This is a genomic window from Paenibacillus sp. GL_099_B (assembly GCF_057835695.1).
Genome location: NZ_CM174430.1, coordinates 987,814 through 1,006,542 on the forward strand (window position 1 = coordinate 987,814; position 18,729 = coordinate 1,006,542).

General features: G+C 47.2%; 14 protein-coding genes. 9 read left to right on the forward strand and 5 right to left on the reverse strand.

Going from position 1 to position 18,729, the window contains the following annotated elements; genetic code table 11:
- Positions 1–5: 5 nt before the first annotated feature.
- The 3 genes from AC3ITG_RS04615 to AC3ITG_RS04625 all read left to right on the forward strand — a co-directional run bounded on the left by AC3ITG_RS04615 (position 6) and on the right by AC3ITG_RS04625 (position 6,801).
- Positions 6–4,991 (forward strand): DUF4132 domain-containing protein, encoded by a 4,986-nt coding sequence (locus AC3ITG_RS04615; protein WP_489252950.1) that lies wholly within the window; start codon positions 6–8, stop codon positions 4,989–4,991.
- 313 nt (positions 4,992–5,304) lie between these two features.
- A complete protein-coding gene (locus AC3ITG_RS04620; RefSeq protein WP_063566042.1) occupies positions 5,305–5,763 on the forward strand; it encodes an acetyltransferase in 459 nt (152 codons plus the stop codon).
- Between the two features lie 51 nt (positions 5,764–5,814).
- Positions 5,815–6,801, forward strand: coding sequence for a WXG100 family type VII secretion target (locus AC3ITG_RS04625; RefSeq protein ID WP_090952727.1), 987 nt, complete (start codon positions 5,815–5,817; stop codon positions 6,799–6,801).
- Positions 6,802–7,002: 201 nt separating this feature from the next.
- On the opposite strand, the gene AC3ITG_RS04630 is transcribed toward AC3ITG_RS04625, so the two are convergent.
- From AC3ITG_RS04630 to AC3ITG_RS04640, 3 genes are all read right to left on the reverse strand, one after another.
- The gene (locus AC3ITG_RS04630; protein WP_053784134.1) at positions 7,003–7,791 is read right to left on the reverse strand and encodes a formate/nitrite transporter family protein; all 789 of its coding nucleotides are present in this window, start codon (positions 7,789–7,791) and stop codon (positions 7,003–7,005) included.
- A gap of 104 nt (positions 7,792–7,895) precedes the next feature.
- Positions 7,896–8,114: a bacteriocin immunity protein gene (locus AC3ITG_RS04635; RefSeq protein WP_489252951.1), complete on the reverse strand. Its 219-nt coding sequence runs from the start codon at positions 8,112–8,114 to the stop codon at positions 7,896–7,898.
- Positions 8,115–8,507: 393 nt separating this feature from the next.
- Complete coding sequence (locus tag AC3ITG_RS04640; protein WP_489252952.1) at positions 8,508–9,497, reverse strand: quinone oxidoreductase family protein; 990 nt, start codon at positions 9,495–9,497, stop codon at positions 8,508–8,510.
- Positions 9,498–9,634: 137 nt separating this feature from the next.
- Between AC3ITG_RS04640 and AC3ITG_RS04645 the strand changes: the two genes are divergently transcribed.
- The 4 genes from AC3ITG_RS04645 (at position 9,635) to AC3ITG_RS04660 (ending at position 13,207) form a co-directional block, all read left to right on the forward strand.
- Entirely contained in the window at positions 9,635–10,510 is an 876-nt protein-coding gene (locus AC3ITG_RS04645; RefSeq protein ID WP_489252953.1) for a LysR family transcriptional regulator, read from the forward strand.
- Between the two features lie 6 nt (positions 10,511–10,516).
- Positions 10,517–11,617, forward strand: coding sequence for a threonine aldolase family protein (locus AC3ITG_RS04650; protein ID WP_489252954.1), 1,101 nt, complete (start codon positions 10,517–10,519; stop codon positions 11,615–11,617).
- Between the two features lie 199 nt (positions 11,618–11,816).
- The gene (locus tag AC3ITG_RS04655; protein WP_076290404.1) at positions 11,817–12,287 is read left to right on the forward strand and encodes an SMI1/KNR4 family protein; all 471 of its coding nucleotides are present in this window, start codon (positions 11,817–11,819) and stop codon (positions 12,285–12,287) included.
- A 32-nt stretch (positions 12,288–12,319) separates the two neighbouring features.
- On the forward strand, positions 12,320–13,207 hold the full coding sequence (locus tag AC3ITG_RS04660; RefSeq protein WP_489252955.1) for a LysR substrate-binding domain-containing protein: 888 nt from the start codon (positions 12,320–12,322) through the stop codon (positions 13,205–13,207).
- 37 nt (positions 13,208–13,244) lie between these two features.
- Here AC3ITG_RS04660 and AC3ITG_RS04665 read toward each other — a convergent pair whose 3' ends face one another.
- Both AC3ITG_RS04665 and AC3ITG_RS04670 read right to left on the reverse strand, forming a co-directional pair.
- On the reverse strand, positions 13,245–14,234 hold the full coding sequence (locus AC3ITG_RS04665; RefSeq protein ID WP_489252956.1) for an aldo/keto reductase family protein: 990 nt from the start codon (positions 14,232–14,234) through the stop codon (positions 13,245–13,247).
- 140 nt (positions 14,235–14,374) lie between these two features.
- Entirely contained in the window at positions 14,375–15,406 is a 1,032-nt protein-coding gene (locus AC3ITG_RS04670; protein WP_489252957.1) for a PocR ligand-binding domain-containing protein, read from the reverse strand.
- 367 nt (positions 15,407–15,773) lie between these two features.
- Between AC3ITG_RS04670 and AC3ITG_RS04675 the strand changes: the two genes are divergently transcribed.
- Positions 15,774–16,913 (forward strand): glycerol dehydrogenase, encoded by a 1,140-nt coding sequence (locus tag AC3ITG_RS04675; RefSeq protein WP_489252958.1) that lies wholly within the window; start codon positions 15,774–15,776, stop codon positions 16,911–16,913.
- A complete protein-coding gene (dhaK, locus tag AC3ITG_RS04680) occupies positions 16,913–18,682 on the forward strand; it encodes a dihydroxyacetone kinase subunit DhaK (protein ID WP_489252959.1) in 1,770 nt (589 codons plus the stop codon). The genes AC3ITG_RS04675 and dhaK overlap by 1 nt, the downstream gene beginning before the upstream one ends.
- The last annotated feature ends 47 nt before the right edge of the window (positions 18,683–18,729 follow it).

Consider the following 18,729-nt stretch of genomic DNA (forward strand, 5'->3'; position numbering starts at 1 on the left):
ATGGAATGAATCAGGAAGATAAAGTTCAACAGTATCAACAAGAGTTGCAGGAAAAAGTGAAATCGCTGAAGGGTGTGGAGCAGGAACTCGCGGGCTATGTTGCAGAGATGGCTGGATTTACCTATTTGCGCGAAGACGAAAAGGCCTATTTGGATGCAGAGCAGCAATTGCAACGTATGTATGATGAGACGAAAACTCCATTGTTCCGTCCATTATTGGATGTATTGGAGCAACTGGTCAGTGGATCCTTCCTGGCTCGATTCCGTTACATTGCAGAACGTGCCGTGAATTTTCCATATAGCAAACATTATGAGCGCAGACCATTTCGTACGACCGATCCCGAACAGCATATAGGACAGGTTCTTCGTAAAATGATTGCCTTGTTCCGTATGGAGATGCATGACTTTTCTCTGAACGAATATGTATCCATTCGGGAGTACAAGTTTGATTATCTTCATGAGGTTAGAGCCGTTATACCGGATTGCATTGCCTATGAACTGGATCATGAAACCGGGGATATGAAGCAGGCGCTGCATGATATTATTTATGGCGACAATCAGAATGCATTGCTGACCACTGAAATGATCAAAGGTATCTTTATGAGCGATCAGGTGGATGCTTACCAGATGGTTGGGGAATTGCTGGTAGCAGCCAGACTGCAGGAGGGTTTGCGTCAAAGCATTGTGGAACGGATGGATGAAGGAACGCTTGAGGCGTATATATACATATTAAAAATAATTATCGACAACAACTTGATTCGGTTCAGTTCAGTGGTGAGAGCGCTCGCCGTATGGACAGGGATCGGAATTGAAGCGGCGAATCAGCGTGTTGCTGCGCAACTAATTACACAAGCACATCAAGCATTGACTGATCCTGCGGTGCGAGAGGAATGGCAGGAAAGCGCCAATGCAAACCAATTATTTATCAGTCTCTGGGCAACGGCAATCATCGAAGAGAATGAGTTGGAGCGAAAAGTCATCCAAATCATGGATCACGGGCAAGTATATCAGCAGATTGTTGCACAATACGTACTTGCTAACAGTCAGAACAGAGGACTGCGCTTAAACATGGCACGTCAGTATCTTGAAGTACAGGATCTGGAGTTGCTGCATTGGGTGATTGAGAATTATGATGCCATGTACATGTTTAACTGGAGCTTTGAAAATGGGGAGAATCAACGTAGTGTTCATGTCTGGCCGCTGTCTGTTTTTGAAGATAAAGCCGTGCGTCGGCGTGACTTTGATCTGTTTAAACAAATGCTGGCCTACATTCCGCAGGGAGGTGCAGGTGGGCCATCCGGTGTTCTTGAATTTGTTCAATATCGGATCGATCCGGATGATATAGTGAAAAAAATGCTATACCTTGCTGCGTATGACATGGACCCGGAATGGATTGGCGAGGTCATTGCGCTCAAAGACAAGCTAAGCCCGGATTTGCGAGGAGAATTGTTGTCCCAGTTTGTCCATCATCCCGAGAATGAAGTACAAAGACAGTTTATTTTTGACAGTCTGTCGGATAAGAGCATGAACAACCGTGAGAATGCTCTGCTCAAAGCCAAGCTGCTGACGCTTACGCTCGAAGAGATGCTGCAAATGGAGGCGTTGCTCAAACTGAAAACGGGATCGTTGCGTCAGAAGACCATTCAGGTGTTATTGCTTCAGCCAACCGATCAGCTGATGGTATCCCTGAAACGACTTGTACAATCCAAAACTGAACTGCAACGATTGGGTGCGCTGGAACTGTTGACCGAGATCTCCGCAGATCCACAACGCACGGAGCAGCAGGAGCAGATGCAGCCAATCATAGCGTTAATCAAGACTCCAACAGCCAAGGAGCAGAAGCTGCTGGACAAGCTTACAGAGCAGAGCAGCAGGTATACGGCGGCTAATGGATTCGGCCTGTATGATCCTTCATGGGAAAACCCACTGCTTCAGGAAGAACGTGATCTCGGGGGCTTCAAGCCGAAGGACATGTTTACCCTTTCCCTGGAAAAAGTGAAGCAGTTTATTGAAGGGTTGGATGCGTTGCTACATGAGCACAGAGACCATGAATACGAGGCAGAATATTATGCGGGCTACAAAGAAACCTTGCTTGTAGGTGCGACATTGCGTGCTATGGTCTTCATTCCTTATGATCAGCGGCAAGATATAAAATTATTGGAGCAGTTCCCTCTCCATAACATATGGGGAGAATATGTTCAGAAGAGTGGTCTGGATAGTAAAGAACTGCTGCAAATTTTGTTTGCGATCCGTTTGGAGGATCTGAACAAGAAGTTGGATAGTTATTACCGTTACTACTCCACCATATACGAATATAGTGAAATGGAGAAACACTGGCTGCTGGAAGGATGGCGCAAGGAATTTGCCGAAGAGGTCTATCCGGTTCAATATATCCAGGACATGAAAAAGATGGTCAGTGAGCTTCGTTACGCAGATCAGGTGAAAACGCTGATGGAGGCCGTTTATGAGGACAGTGATAAGTCAGATACATTTGAAATAGCTGAGCGGACACTCTATGCGCTGATGAAAATGATGCCTGAGGAACAAATGGAAAAGGAATCGGGCATGCTCGCTCTTTTGTCTGGCCCATGGTTCTATATTGTCCGGGATCGTGTATATGACGATAACAGTTTCATGCGATACTTCCAGACGCTAAGCCAATTCGACCGATTAAATAAGGAAAGTAACCGAGGTTCCTTCCTCACTCTGAACGATTACCTGCGTGCCTATGAATTGGACTTCATTGATGTACAGGAAGTCTACAAGCAGCTGCTTGTGGGAGAGTCTCGTGCCCTGTTTATTCGGGAATTGACATCCAGTCGGTCCGACTGGATTACGGAGAAACCGGTATTGGCAGAACTGCGAAGAACAGTTGTTGAACGAGTTTTGGAGATTGAGTTGACCCGAGGAGAGCTTTCAACAGAAGTAAGTACGCTGGCCATGAAGCTTGAACGCATTGAAGGTATGGAGCATTGGGTGCATCTCGTTGCTGCCATGGATCAGGATACCTTTGTCCGTGGATATATCTACAGCTACGGTGACAATACGACACGTAAAGAAACGTTCAGCCATCTGATCCAGGTTTGCCATCCGCGTGATGGAGAGGACGAAGTACTGCTGGGACAATTGCTGGCGAAGCATCCCATCCAGGAGAAGAAGCTCATGGAAGCTGCAATGTACGCGCCGCAATGGATGGAGATTGTTGCGAAGCATCTCGGATGGGAAGGACTGCGAAGTGCAGCCTGGTACTTCCATGCCCATATTAATGAACGGTTCACTGCTGAAAAGGAAACCATTGTGGCTCATTATTCTCCAATTTCACCTCAGGACTTTAACGAAGGCGCATTTGATATCGCATGGTTCGAGGAGGCATACGAGGCCGTCGGTGAGGAGCGGTTCAGCCTGTTGTACGATTGTGCCAAATATATCTCCGGGGGAGCCAATCACCGCAGATCACAGTTGTTCGCGGATGCGGCACTTGGGAAGCTGAAACTTGAAGATATGCGTGAGTCCGTGGAAGATAAGCGCAATAAAGATCATTTGTTGACCTACAGCCTGATTCCGTTTGCTGAAGAACGGGAACAGGATCTGCGTGAGCGGTACGACTTCATTCAGAAATTTCTGATGCAGAGCAAACAGTTTGGTGCACAGCGCCGTGCCAGTGAAGGTCTGGTATCCCAGATAGCGCTGGGCAACCTTGCCCGTAATGCAGGATATGCCGATGTTACCCGGCTGATGTGGGATATGGAAGCTCGCAAGCTGGATGAGATGAAATCCTATTTTGAGCCGCATGAACTGGATGAGGCTACTACAGCCCAATTGGTCATTGATGAAGAAGGCCAGCCGGAACTGCTCATCGTAAGCAAAGGGAAAACACTCAAATCTGTACCTGCTCGGTTCAAGAAAGATGGATACATCGCCGAATTGAAGGAATTAAAAACGGATCTGGTTGATCAGTATCGCCGGGCAAGACAGGAATTGGAGCGTTCCATGACGGCAGGAACATCCTTTACGAGTGAGGAAATTTCAAGTCTGCTGCAGAATCCGGTTCTTCGTCCACTGGTTCGCACGCTTGTGTTCCAAGCAGATGACAAGCTTGGAAGATTCGATGTAACGTCCGGTGGGTTGGTTACTCCGGCTTCGGATGATTCGACAAGCACGATACAAACCTTGGCGGCACATGATCGCCTACTGATTGCGCATCCATTGCATCTGTTCCAGAGTGGAAGCTGGAGTGAATTCCAACGGGATCTGTTCAACCGTCAGGAACGTCAGCCATTCAAGCAGGTGTTCCGTGAACTCTATCTTCCAAATGAGGATGAGCTGGCTAATGGAACGGTATCCCGTCGGTATGCAGGTTATCAGATTCAGCCGAAAAAAGCAGTTGCTCTGCTTAAAGGACGTCAATGGACCGTCAGCTATGAGGAAGGGCTACAAAAGGTAAGCTATGAGCATAATCTGATTGCAAATCTCTATGCCATGGCAGACTGGTTCTCGCCCGCAGATACAGAAGCGCCTACTCTGGAGACGGTGCAGTTCTATGATCGAAAAACGTATAAACCTGTTGCGTTGAAGGATGTACCGCCGGTCTTCTTCTCGGAAGTCATGCGTGATATTGATTTGGTGGTTAGCGTTGCGCATGTTGGCGGAGTAGATCCGGAAGCCAGCTTGACCACGATTGAGATGCGTCATGTGATTGTGAATGAGTCACTGCGTCTGTTGAAGGTCGATAACGTACGTCTCGATGGAAATTACGCTCGAATTGATGGTGAACTGGGCGAGTATGCCGTTCATCTTGGCAGCGGCAATGTGTTCAAACAGGCGACGGGCGCGCTTCATATCGTTCCTGTGCACAGTCAGCATCGAGGCAGAATATTCCTGCCATTCCTTGATGAAGATCCGAGAACGGCAGAAATTTTATCCAAAGTGATGTTATTGGCTGAAGACAAGAAGATCAAGGACCCGCAAATCCTTGCACAATTGCAGCATTGATTAGTAATGTTGAATGATGCTGCAGCCAAGCGGCATTAGATTGATGATGCCGAGTGAACTTATCGAATATCAGGCAGCTAGAGCACCAGGGTCAAGGTGACTTTAGCTGCCTTTTATTTTCTGTTTTTTTGGTAAGGAATCCTTAAATAGCAGTAAAAAGCTGTCTCAAGATTGGTAATGGTGGGTACAGATTGAGTATTGGGCATGGTAAAATATACGTAGAGTTATATAAAATTTGATGTATTAACCAAGTCCAATCGCAGGATCGAATGTTTACATAATTGTTTTCTAGGAAAAGGAGAATACGTTGGACATGTTAATCACTTCATATCGTGAACAGGATCATAACAAGTTGGTAGAGATTTGGGAGAGAGCCGTTCGGGCAACACATACGTTTTTGGAAGAACATCACATCCAGTTCTATAAAAAAGTAGTGAGCGACGTGTTGCAGCAAAGGCAAGTCGAGGTATGGGAAGCGCTGGATGCTGACAATGAACCCGTTGGTTTTATCGGTTTGGATGATAACTTTATTGAGATGTTGTTTGTAGATGTCAGTCAGCACGGGCAGGGCCTGGGGCGTCTTCTGATCAACCATACCCTTAACATCAAAGGTCGTCACCTCAAGGTGGATGTCAATGAGCAGAATGCTGGAGCAGCCCGATTCTACGAGAAAATGGGATTTGTACAAATGGGTCGTTCCGAGTTGGATGGTTCCGGTAATCCGTTTCCGCTGCTGCATCTGGAGATCAAGGCAGATCAGGCTGCAAGATAAAGAACGGTGGACCACGAAATAGGAGGAATATGACGAAGAGGAGCGTGCAGGATGACACAGATTAAGGTAACACCGGAACAACTGGATACAGTCAGTGGGCAATTCGCCCAGGCACATCAGCAATTGTCGGGGTTTATGTCCACATTGGATAGCCAGATCCGTGTCATGCGCAGCAATTGGGACGGAATGGAGCGGGAGCGCTTTTATAACGATTATGCAACGGCCCAAGCTACAATGAAGTCTGTTCTTGAGCTGGTCTTGTCCATCCAATCCGAACTCAAGAAAATTGCCGAGCGTTTCCGCACCACGGATGAAGATGTTGTGAACAAGGCTCTTATGGTGGCTTTGGCTGCGGCACAGACTCTTACGTCCCTCGGTAAACATAAAGGTGATGGCTCGGGCAAAACGTCAGGTCCTCCGGAGAATATGGAGGATTGGGATAAGAAGGACGCCGAGGATTACAAAAACTATGAGGAAATGTTGAAGAAAGCCGAGGAAATGGGTGACGAGAAACTGGCGCAGCAGCTTCAGGCCAGCATGAACGTTATTCGGCTTCAATATGAGGACGAAATCTATCAAACCGATCCGAACACAGGCAAGACGGTGAAAATTACCGAGGATTCGATTGTAGGTACGTATCAGGTTAAAAGCGACAAGGGTGAAACGACCAGCATCAGCTTGGATAAACAGGGTAACGTCGTGGATTACAACAAGGATACGAAAAAATACGAGTATTGGGAACAAACCCATACGACCAGTCAAGGGGAGCATCTCTTTGGCAAAGGAGCACAAACGGCTACAGCTTATGGAATCGGACTGCTGTTGACCAGCAAGAGCGGATCTGCCTTTACAGAACATGCGACAGGGCTCGGTTCCTCCTTTGTTGCGGACAAGTTCCTGTTCTCCGTGCCGGAAGAAGGCGAGACGCGTACGATGATTTACCGAACCAACAAGGATACAGGCAAAATCGAGAATATGATCGTGGTCACGCGTGGCGACAACGATATTGAATATATTCCGTGGCGTGAGTATAACTAAGCTACGGAGCCAAGCCTTGTAGCCCCATTGGTACAAGGCAGGTAGAACTGAGGGCAGGTATATAGGGAACCTGCCCATAAACAAACACCCGCGCAACCTTCATCACAGGATGGAAAGGTTGCGCGGGTGTTTGTGGTCTGGCTTACCGTCCAGCCAAGGTCAGGTGACCGGGCCAGTAAGGGGGCTTTTTTTGCCCAAAGATTAGTGTGTCTCTTCGTCCAGAAACGGTTTGTTCACCGCATAATACATGAAGCCCATCAACAGCACGCCGCCCACCAGATTGCCGAGCGTGACCGGAATCAGGTTATGAATAACCCCGCCGAATGAGATCGTCCCTGGATGGTTCAGTACCAGCGCAATCGCAAACGTACACATATTGGCGACGCTGTGCTCATATCCCGAGATGAAGAAACAGAAGACAAAGAGCATCATGGCGAACATTTTTGCACCATTCTCCTTCATGAACATTGGCACAAAGAACGCCAAACATACGAGCCAGTTACACAGAATGCCCCGGAAGAAGAGCTGCATGGCTGGTGCCTCCATCTTGTGCTCTACGACACTCAGCAGAAAACCATTCACCTGAGATGAATCGAACAGACCCGTCAGGTAGATTAACAAGGCAAATACCGCCGCACCCATCAGATTCCCACTGTAACTCGCGATCCACAGCTTCACCACTTCGAACCATTTCAGTTTCTTGCGTAAGGCGGCATAGGTGTAGTAGAACGTATTTCCAGTGAACAAATCACCGCCACCATAAGCGATCAGAATAATTGCCGCGCCGAACGTGAGGGCAGCCATAGGGTATGTAAAAGGGGAATCCTCCATATAAAAGAAATTGCCCGTCTTGAACGCCACGATGACGCCAAACCCGATAAACATGCTGGCGAGCATGGAGCGTGCAAGGTACCTGATCAAGCTTTGTTTGTAAATCTTGTGTTTCTTCAGCGCCAGCTTCTCAACGTTGCGTAAACCTTCCGTTTCCATAATTCTCCTCCCGTTTTCCTGATGTCTTGTTTACATTATAACGAAAATATGGAAGTTGGGGAGGGTTGGCCTGGATTTGTGATGTTTATTTAATAGGATAAGAACTAAGGGCTGGGCGGAAGAATGATTGGACGAGCAGCTAGCGCCTCCTCCACAATCTGTTCGGGTGTCAGGTCTCGATCATCCCAGAAAATCAGATTGCTGATCTCCGCGTAAGGCAATTGCTGCTGTAACTCGGTTAACATGTCATCCAGTTCATCTTCGGTTCCTTCCGCATTCATCAGTTTGCGAACCCTTTCGACCAAATGCAAATGGTTAGACATATCGATACCTCCTGAATGATTCATAGAGTGAACAAACTAGTCTTTCATGGGTTGATCCAATGGAACATACGTAACGATCACCGGTAAAAATTTGGGCTCAAGCATCAGGCAAATGAGTTGTTCTTCTTGATCAGCATAAGAAATGAGATAGCTTCCAAAATGAGATTCATAGATGAATTCCCTGTATTGAAAGGAGCGTTCGGGGTACTTTATGTTCACATATAGCGTAGTTACCCCGCGGGCAAAGGTTGCTTTCAACATCGGAATTTCGGCCAAAAGTATAATCGCGACAAGAACAATTACTGTACGTTTAGCGAGACGGGTCAGATGGATTCACCCCATTATCGTAAAATGATTTTACCTAATTAATGAAGGTCCATCTAAAACCAGATGTCACTCCACGAGTATAGCAAGATTGCCAAACTGCTCTCCCTTTTCCATACGTTCGAATGCTTTCGCTGTGTCCTGTAGCGGATATATGCTATCGATCACAGGATGTATATCATGCTTCTCCACCCATTGCAGCATCTGGATAAACTCTTCACGGCTGCCCATGGAGGTGCCAATCAGGCTAACTTGCGGGAAAAAGATCGAGCGGATTGGAACAGCCAGATCATCTCCCGAGCTTGCGCCATACATCACGATACGGCCACCTGGTCTGATTATATCAAAATATTTTGGGAACATGGTTTGTCCGATGCTATCCAAGATGAAATCAACAGGATCAAGATCGTTCTGCAGACTCCAGTCTGCATGACTGTCCAGAGCTTGGAAAGCGCCCAGACGCAGAGCCTCATGTCTCTTGGCTTCTCTTCTAGATGTAACGGTTACCTTGGCACCAGCAGCTACGGCCATGAGCAGGGCATAGGTCGCTACACCGCCGCCAATACCGGGAATAAGGATATGTTCACCCTGCTTAAGTCCGCCACGAGTGAATAAGGCGCGGTATGCTGTCAAAGCCGAAAGGGACAACACTCCTGCTTCCGCCCAGGATAGATGAGAGGGTTTGGGCAAGGCATTTCTGGCAGGCAGCGTGATGTATTGTGCGAGAGTTCCATCCGAAGGGCCTCCTACAATATCGGGCACAATGGGCACGTCTACTGCGTGGTCCCAACCGAGAGTAGGGTGGATAATGACCTCATCACCTACGGATAAGTCCTCTACACCTTCTCCAATCGCTATGATTACACCTGCTCCATCGGAACCAAGAATGAGTGGTGAGTCTTGGAATGTACGTCCTGCCATAATGAACAGATCACGATGATTAATTCCAGCAGATTTCAGTTGGATCTGTACTTCACCGGCTTCTGGTGCCCGAGATGTTGACTCTGTATATTGAAGACCTTCAAGGCCGCTATGGCCGGAATGTATAATAGCTTTCATTTTCAAAATTCCTCCTTGTGTATACAAAAACTTAACTACTGAGCCTCATTGTACAGATGGGGGAGATTCACGTAAAATGAACAAAAATGAATGTCAGTATCAATTCAGATAATAGATAACAAGCAGGTGATCAGGGCATGGATGCAGGAGATTTAAAAATATTTCAGGCGGTTGCCCGCGAAGGCAGTATCAGCAAAGCAGCATTAGCGCTGAATTATGTGCAATCCAATGTAACAACACGAATTAAACAGTTGGAAGATCAGCTGCAAGTACCGCTGTTTCATCGCTCCAACCGGGGCATGACGCTCACACCAGCGGGTGAGAATTTGCTGGGATATGCGGATAAAATATTACATTTATTATATGAAGCGGAGCAGGCAACGCAGGTCGGGAATCCACCTGCTGGGATACTCCGTCTTGGCGCGATTGAGACCGCAGCCTCCAGTTATCTGACGCCGCTGCTCGCTGAATACCGTTTATGTTACCCCAAGGTGCAACATTCGTTAATTACAGGGGGTACACATGAACTCAATCAGAAGGTCATTCAACATGAGCTGCATGGAGCTTTGGTATATGGCCCGATCGACCACCCTGAGCTGAACTATATGAAAGTGTACGACGAAGAGTTGGTACTGATTGCTGAACCCGGAACCCATGAAATGCATGCTCTATTGTGCAAACCGATGTTGTTTTTTGAAGTAGGCTGTACCCATCGCGAGCAGGCAGAAGCCTTTTTGAAAGATCAAGGCGTGCACACCCTCAACGTTACGGAATACGGAACACTGGACACCATTATGAATGGCGTATCTGCGGGAATAGGTGTGTCATTGCTCCCACGATCCTCGGTTACGAAAGCAGAACAAAGAGGCGAGGTTACAGTGTTATTTTTGCCTGATCCGTATCGCAGGTTGGAAGTAGGATTTGTGCATTCCCGGAGTGAGCATCAATACGGAGCGCTGGGTGCACTGGTGCAGATGATAACGAACCAAAAAACCAGGATAATAAAGGAGTAAATAACCTTGAAGAATACAGAGTTAACATTGGCGGGAGCTTTTAATCAGGCAGAATTTATTATAGGCGGTCACGGAAGTCGTAAAGTCAAAGTGCTTCAGGAAGTGCTGGAGCAGGTGGATGGGGAACAGTATAGTGATCATTATGGCACTGGTAAAATCATTGATCAATTCCAGCAGCAGATGGCTGACGTTCTGGGCAAGGAATCCGCTGTATTTTTCCCCAGTGGTACGATGGCGCAGCAAATTGCGCTACGTATCTGGTGTGACCGCAAAGGCATCAAGCGGGTAGCTTATCATCCTTTATCTCATCTGGAAATTCATGAAGAGGACGGACTGAAGGAACTACATCACATTGAATCCATTTTGCTGGCGGATAAGGACCGATTGATTCGATTGGAAGATGTGGAGGGGATGAATGAAGAGATTTCCTGCCTGCTGCTTGAACTGCCCCAACGCGAGATTGGTGGACAATTGCCTGCCTATGAAGAGTTGGAGGCAATCTCGGCCTATTGCCGTGAACGTGGAATCAAGCTTCATCTGGACGGGGCACGTTTGTTCGAAATCACGCCTTATTATCAGAAGACTCCCGCCGAGATTTGCAGTCTGTTCGATAGTGTCTACGTGTCTTTTTACAAAGGCATTGGAGGAATTGCTGGGGCTATATTGGCAGGAGATACGGATGTTATGCAAGAATCGAAAATATGGAAACGTCGGCACGGCGGCGATCTGATCGGCCTATATCCATATATTCTTAGTTCTCAATATTATTTCAATGAACGGTTTGGCAAAATGGGGCTTTATTATGAGCAGGCGAAGGAACTTGCTTCCTTGTTAAATGCGTGTCACGGTATACGTACATTGCCAGAAGTACCCGTCTCCAATATGTTTCACGTACATTTTCCCTTGGCTCAAGCCGAGGTGGAGCGTATTCTGGCATCCATGACTCAGCAATTCGGGTTGGGGATTACTTCATACTTGCAGCAGACCAGTGCTCATAGTTGTGCCTTTGAATTGTCAACGGGGGATCGATATCAGAATGTACCCAAGGACAAGCTGCATTCAGCGCTACAATGGCTGGATGGAGAACTACGGAAACATGTGAACTAAAATAAAGCTATGGTTATTCTGCCTTATCCACTTGCTGGATAGGGTATTTTTGTTGCAGGAAAAGAAGGATAGCTGACGAAAGGTACTTTAATGCAGCAATAACAGCAATAATGCAGCTTCTGGTATCATCGCGTCGTTAATAGTGAACATATTCGTGGACCACAATTTCATTGATTTTCATTTATAGAGGAGGAGTTAAGTGGAGTCGATAGGTTTGGAACCCATTCGTGATCTTTTGGTTGAAGCTTACAATACAACCATGGGAGAAGGGTGTACTCCTGAAACGCAACAGAGCATTGAGGATTTTGAGCAAAAGTATAACGTGAAATTGCCCGCAGTGTATCGTGAGCTCTTGCTTGAATTTGGTGCATGCAACTTCGGCGATCCTGCCTTGTATTCGGTGAAAGAATTGAATTGGGCATATCCCGAGTTCCTGGAAGTATACCGTGAATATGAGAAGGAATACGAGTTGCCCGCTGAGCTGCAACCATTTCCAATTGGTGGGTTTGGCGAAGGAAGCATTGCTATACTGGATCAAAATTCTGGCAAGGTTCTGATGTTAATCCACGATGCGGGAGAACTACCTCTTCGTGAGATAGCCGTGGACTTTAATGAATTAATGACGATGCTGGCTGAATCAGCCGTTTGGGTTCAGGAACAGATGAAGTAAGAGGTCAGACAGAAGGGAAGTACACCAGGCATATGGATATTCGAAAATTACGATACTTTATCACCGTGGCGGAGGAGCTTCACTTCCACCGTGCGGCTGAGAAATTAAATATGACGCAGCCGCCGCTGAGCCAGCAGATTCAGAATCTGGAGGAAGAGCTCGGCGTGAAGTTATTGGAACGCACGAAAAAAATGGTTCGTCTCACGGCAGCCGGTGCTGTATTTCTGGAACAGGCGAGGCTGATCATGGCCCAACTTGAGCGATCCATCCAGCTTACGCAGAAGGCTGATCAGGGCATCATTGGACATTTAACGGTTGCTTTTGTGGATTCGGCTTCGGGGAGTATTATGGTCAATGTGTTGAGAAAATTCCGTGCGACGTACCCGCAGATTGAACTTACGTTGCGTGAGATGACCTCGTCCGAACAATTGCAGGCACTGGGAGATGGACAGATCCATATTGGATTTTTGCGGTATCAGGATCACAACGGAGATTTGTCGTTCCGGGTCTGTCAGACGGAAACATTACTCGCAGTGCTGCCAGACCATCACCCTTTAGCTGCACAGACTCAGGTGTCCATAACAGAGCTGGCAGACGAAGATTTTATTTTTTTTCCACGGCATCTGGGCTCTCCGTTCCATCGTCTTATCCTGGATTATTGCAGGGAGCAGGGTGTAGATCCTCGTATTACACAGGAAGCCATTCAGATGTACACGATTGTGAATCTCGTTGCAGCGGGCATGGGGATATCCATCGTTCCTTCTTCAGTAGATGTGTTCGAGCGGAGGGGTGTGGTATTTCTACCACTAATAGAAAGTCCGCCCTCCGTACCGTTATACACGGCATGGCGGACGGACATGAATCAGGAAGTGATTTCCCGTTTTATGAATATTGTAGATGAATGCGTTGATGGGGAATGAGAATTCTCGTGTTCCGAAAGTTGTCCCAAAATGGCGGTTAACCCGTCTTGGCAGGATCTCTCTCAATCCACTCACTCAGTATTTCATCAATGCGGGACAGGATTTCCCGATCCAGTTGAACACCAGAGGCTTTCACATTCTCAAGGACTTGCTCTGGACGGGATGCCCCAATAATGACGGATGACACATACGGATGCTGGAGAACCCAGGCGACGGCAAGTTGAGGGAGCGTCAGCCCGATGTCTTTCGCGAGTGGAATAATCTGCTGAACAGCAGTCAGAACGTCGTCACGTAACCACCGACCAGCAAGATTGTTGAAAAAGGGTGCTCCAGCCTCGGCAGCTGCACGTGATCCGGCTGGCAGCGCTTCGTGCGGAATATATTTACCAGATAGTATGCCCTGAGCCAGGGGAGACCATGTAATGTGGCCAAGACCTGCTTGTGTACTTGCTGGTACAACTTCCTGCTCAATAACCCGCCATAACATGGAATACTGTGGCTGGCTCGCAATAAAAGGCACGCGAAGCTCCTTAGCTAATGCGGAACCTTCTTCAATCTGAGCCGCAGTCCATTCGCTAACTCCAATATAGTGAACCTTGCCCTGACGAACCAGATCGGCAAACGCAAGGAATGTTTCCTCCAGCGGCGTGTTTGGATCATAACGGTGAGCATAATAGACATCGATGTAATCGGTTTGCAATCTTTGCAACGAAGCGTTGCAGGCCTCCATAATATGTTTGCGGGAAAGTCCTCTGTCGTTGCGACCTGAGCCGGTTGGATGACAGACTTTGGTGCACAGTTCAATACTTTCTCTTCGGATCTCCTTTAGAGCATGTCCTAACACAGTTTCTGCCTTGGTGTTGGAATAGACGTCTGCCGTATCAAATGTCGTGATGCCTGCCTCCAAAGCAGCCCGGACACAGGCTTTTGCGGTTCCATCATCCACTTGTGCTCCATGTGTAATCCAGTTGCCCAGTGAAATCTCACTGACGGTTAGACCGCTGTTTCCCAATTTGCGATATTCCATTCGTGACGCCTCCCTAAGTAATCTGGACTCCATTGTAGCAATGGCAGATTAATAGGTGAAATATCTTTTAACCCCATCTTTGATATGAAAAAGATATCACTAGGTCTTCCTCTGGTAACAAAAACTATAGTTAGGCTTGCTCATTGTTCCTGCATGTATTTGCGATAGAGGGCAGGCGTAATCTCCTCGAATTTTTTGAATATTTTGATAAAATAACCCGATTCATTGAATCCCAGTTCATCACTGATCTGCGACACGGGCATGTCCGTAACTTCCAGCAATTGCTTGGCCCATTTGATTTTGAGTCGTGCAATATAAGTCGTGAAGTTCTCACCCGTTTCCTTGGCAAACAGCCTGCTGAAATAACTTGGACTCAGGTGGCACAGATCGGCCATTTGTTTAAGTGAGACTTGCTCACTCTTGTGACTGTGAATATATTCAAAAGCAGGTTGGAGCACCGGGCTGGAACTCTCTGTATCACTTGGGCTGTTTTTAAGATAGGCATCCGCAATCGCATTGGTCATTTCTTTTTTGATCGACTCAATATTACGGATGGAGTATCCAGGCAGAATAGTGGACAGATTCAGAGACTCCTGATGACCCGAAGCTTTCTCGAACATTTCCACCAGCAAATTTTTGTTCAGTGCTTCCTCCACGATGTAGTTACAAAGTAAAGAAAGCATGTTGGAAATTTTCACAACCTCTTCATAGGTCATGACAGGCAGCTGGTCATAATCGTCCTGTAATTCCTTTAGCTTCGCAGCATGCATAGGCACGTTCTTGGACGTGACGATCTGTTCCAGTTCCGTACCTTTCTCCGGGTCAGCGAGCTTCACTTGTCCTGCCATTACGGCACCGATATATTTCCCATCGATCGTGATTGGAATCGCGATATCCACGATATTGAAATGACACAGGTAGACATAAGGCTCATTCAATCGAACGGCTTCCAGACCACCGCGAGAATCACATTTCTGGCAGTAGGGGAGCAGTTCGGGATCTTTGCGAACATTTTGGCAAAAGGCCTGACAGCTGCTATGGCTGGTTACGGGAATGCCTTTATAATCAACGGTTAGAATAGCCAGCTTGGTCACAGTGGCAAGGGAATCCTGTAGACGCTTCCATTTATTAAGGTCAAGGATTTTATTGATATGCAGATATTTTTTAATCATGGGTGATCCTCCATAGCTAACCTGATGAATGATTTCGTTCGTTAAAAGTTAGCAAGTTGTACATATTAAGATGAGTTAATGACGGGTAAATAGTTATGGGAGGTCAAAAATAAACCATCACATGACAATAAGATACCATGCTTCCGTTGAAAAGCAAAAAATTACGATTGAAAATTATAATAATTTGTTATCAAAGTCCACTGTAAACCTCACATGCATGGTATATATTTAGGTTAATTATGAGTATTTAAAATTTCATGTTTAAGTTCATCCAAGAATTACATCAGGTAGCTTAGTTGAAGGTATGCAGGTGATTTATGCAGTAAACGAACTTAACTTATATCATTCATAGGAGGCATATATCATTATGAGAAAAGCATTTATTAGTCCAACGAAATATGTGCAAGGCGAAGACGAATTGTTGAACCTCGGTTACTTTGTGAAATCCTTTGGTGAATCTGCATTGCTGATCGCACATCCCGATGATGTACAGCGTGTAAAAGCGAAGCTTGATGCAACGGCACAAAAATTCGATATTACGTTTGTTGAAAGCGGTTTTAGAGGAGAATGCTCCCGTGAGGAAGTCGCTCGTCTTCAGGAAATTGCGAAAGAAAAAGGATGCACTTGTACGATCGGTCTTGGTGGCGGTAAAGCGATTGATGCAGCCAAATGTGTGGCAGAAGGTGAAGCGCTGATCATCTGTCCAACCATCGCAGCAACGGATGCTCCAACAAGTCATTCGGCTGTGTTGTATACGCCTGAAGGTGCTTTTGATGATTATGCTTATTTCAAACAAAGCCCAAGTGTTGTTCTCGTGGATACAACGGTTATTGCAAACGCACCAACACGTTTCCTCGTATCGGGTATGGGTGACGCGTTGTCTACGTACTTCGAAGCAAGAGCTACAGCGAAGTCGTACTCTCGTGTGAATGCAAGTTTACCGATGGGTTCCCGTGAAGGATACACACCATCTGCGGTAGGTACGAATGCAGCTCTCGCGCTGGCGAAGTTGTGCTACGAAATGCTGCTCAGTGACGGTGTAAAAGCGAAAGTGGCAAGTGACAGCAACATGGTCACTCAAGCGCTGGAGAATATCGTAGAAACGAATATTCTGTTGTCCGGTCTTGGATTCGAAAGTGGTGGTCTGGCTGGAGCCCATGCAATCCATAACGGATTTACCATTCTGGAAGGCACACATCACTTCTTCCACGGGGAAAAGGTAGCCTTCGGTACGATTGCACAACTCGTCCTTGAAAATGCACCAACCGAAGAGTTGCATGAAGTCATGGACTTCTGTCTCGCAGTGGGACTGCCTGTATGTCTGGCTGACATCGGTGTAGATACCATTAGCCAGGAAGAATTGTTGAAAGTGGCTGAAATTGCTTGTATTCCGGAAGAGTCGATCCACGCGATGCCTTTCCCGATCACCGTAACTGAGGTTGCTGGTGCGATTGCTACCGCTGACCGGATTGGTGCGGAGTACAAGGCTCGCCGGGAGGCGAAATAATGAAGAAAATCATCAATCAGGCTGAAAATGTTGTCATGGAAATGTGCAACGGCATTGCGCTCGCGCACCCGGAGCTTGAATTTTTGAAAAAATATAAGGTCATTAAGCGGAGGAAGATTAATGCTGATAAAGTCAGCCTCATCAGTGGCGGCGGTAGTGGTCATGAACCTGCTCATGCTGGTTATGTCGGTAAAGGCATGCTGGATGCTGCGGTCTGTGGAGATGTATTCGCATCGCCTTCCCAGATTCAGGTGTATCAGGCGATCAAGGCCACAGCCAGCAATAAGGGTACGCTGCTAATCATCAAGAACTACAGCGGCGACATGATGAACTTCAAGAACGCGGCGCATCTTGCCGAGGAAGATGGCATTGACGTGCAATATGTACGGGTTGAGGATGACATTGCTGTTCAAGACAGTCTGTATACGGTAGGACGCCGCGGCGTTGCCGGAACTGTACTGGTGCATAAAATCGCTGGAGCCGCAGCCGAAGAAGGCCGCAGTCTGGCAGAGGTGAAAACTGTTGCTGAGAAAGCAGCCCAGAACGTTCACAGCATCGGATTTGGATTTACTTCCTGTACCGTACCTGCCAAAGGAACACCGACATTTGAAATCGCTGAAGATGAGATGGAATTCGGTGTAGGAATTCATGGTGAGCCAGGCATACGCCGCGAGAAATTGGTATCTGCGGATGAGCTTGCAGGACGCATGGTTGAATCACTGCTTTCAGACATGAAGCTGGACAACGATGCATCGGCTGAGATTGCTGTGCTTGTAAATGGATTTGGTGCTACACCTTTACAGGAGCTCTATCTGCTCAACAACTCGGTTCAGCGTGAGCTGGCACAGCGTTCAGGACTGGGTGTAGCCACTACGTTTGTTGGCAATTACATGACGAGCATCGATATGGCAGGCGCATCGGTAACCATCCTGAAACTGGACGATGAACTAAAAACGTTGTTGTTTAAGGAAAGTGATACACCTGCTTTCAAAGTGTCTGGTCCTCCAGTAGCGCAAGTGGCATATTCGGAAGCGTTGGAAGCCATCGTGATTGAAGATGCGCCTGTATCCTATGAAGTGGAGACACCTGCCACGTCTGCGGTAATCAACAACAATCAATTCTCCCTGGATAATATCGTCTACCTGATCGATAAGATGAGTGAGATCATCATCAAGAACGAAGTGCCGTTCTGTGAACTGGATTCCCATGCGGGTGACGGCGACTTTGGCATGAGCATAGCGAAGGGCTTCAGACAGCTCAAACGCGAATGGAACCATATCTTGAACGAAGAGAAAAAGAATATCGGTTCATTCCTCGATGCATGCTCTCTTGTCATTATGGAATACTGCGGCGGTGCATCCGGCCCAATCTGGGGTTCGGCATTCCGGGCAGCAGGCAAAGCCGTTGGTGACAAGCAGTCAATGAACGTTGCAGAGTTCGCTGACATGATACAGGCGGCAGTACAAGGGATTCAATCTACAGGCGAACGTTCCTTCGGACGTGGTGCCGTTGTAGGTGACAAGACATTAATTGACGCACTTGTCCCTTGTGCAGACTCATGGACGCAAAGTGCGAAGTCTGGAGATGACTTCAAAACGGCGTTTGCCAAAGGTGCCGAAGCTGCAGTAGAAGGTGCGAAGAAAACAGAAGACATCGTGGCACGTATGGGCCGCGCAGGTGCTGTTGGCGATCGCAGTCTGGGCTACCCGGATGCTGGAGCGTATGCGCTGGGTGTTATTTTCACAGAGCTATCCGAGTCAATGAAATAAACATGGAGTGCAACGAGATTACACTTGGCCACTCCGATTGCAGACCA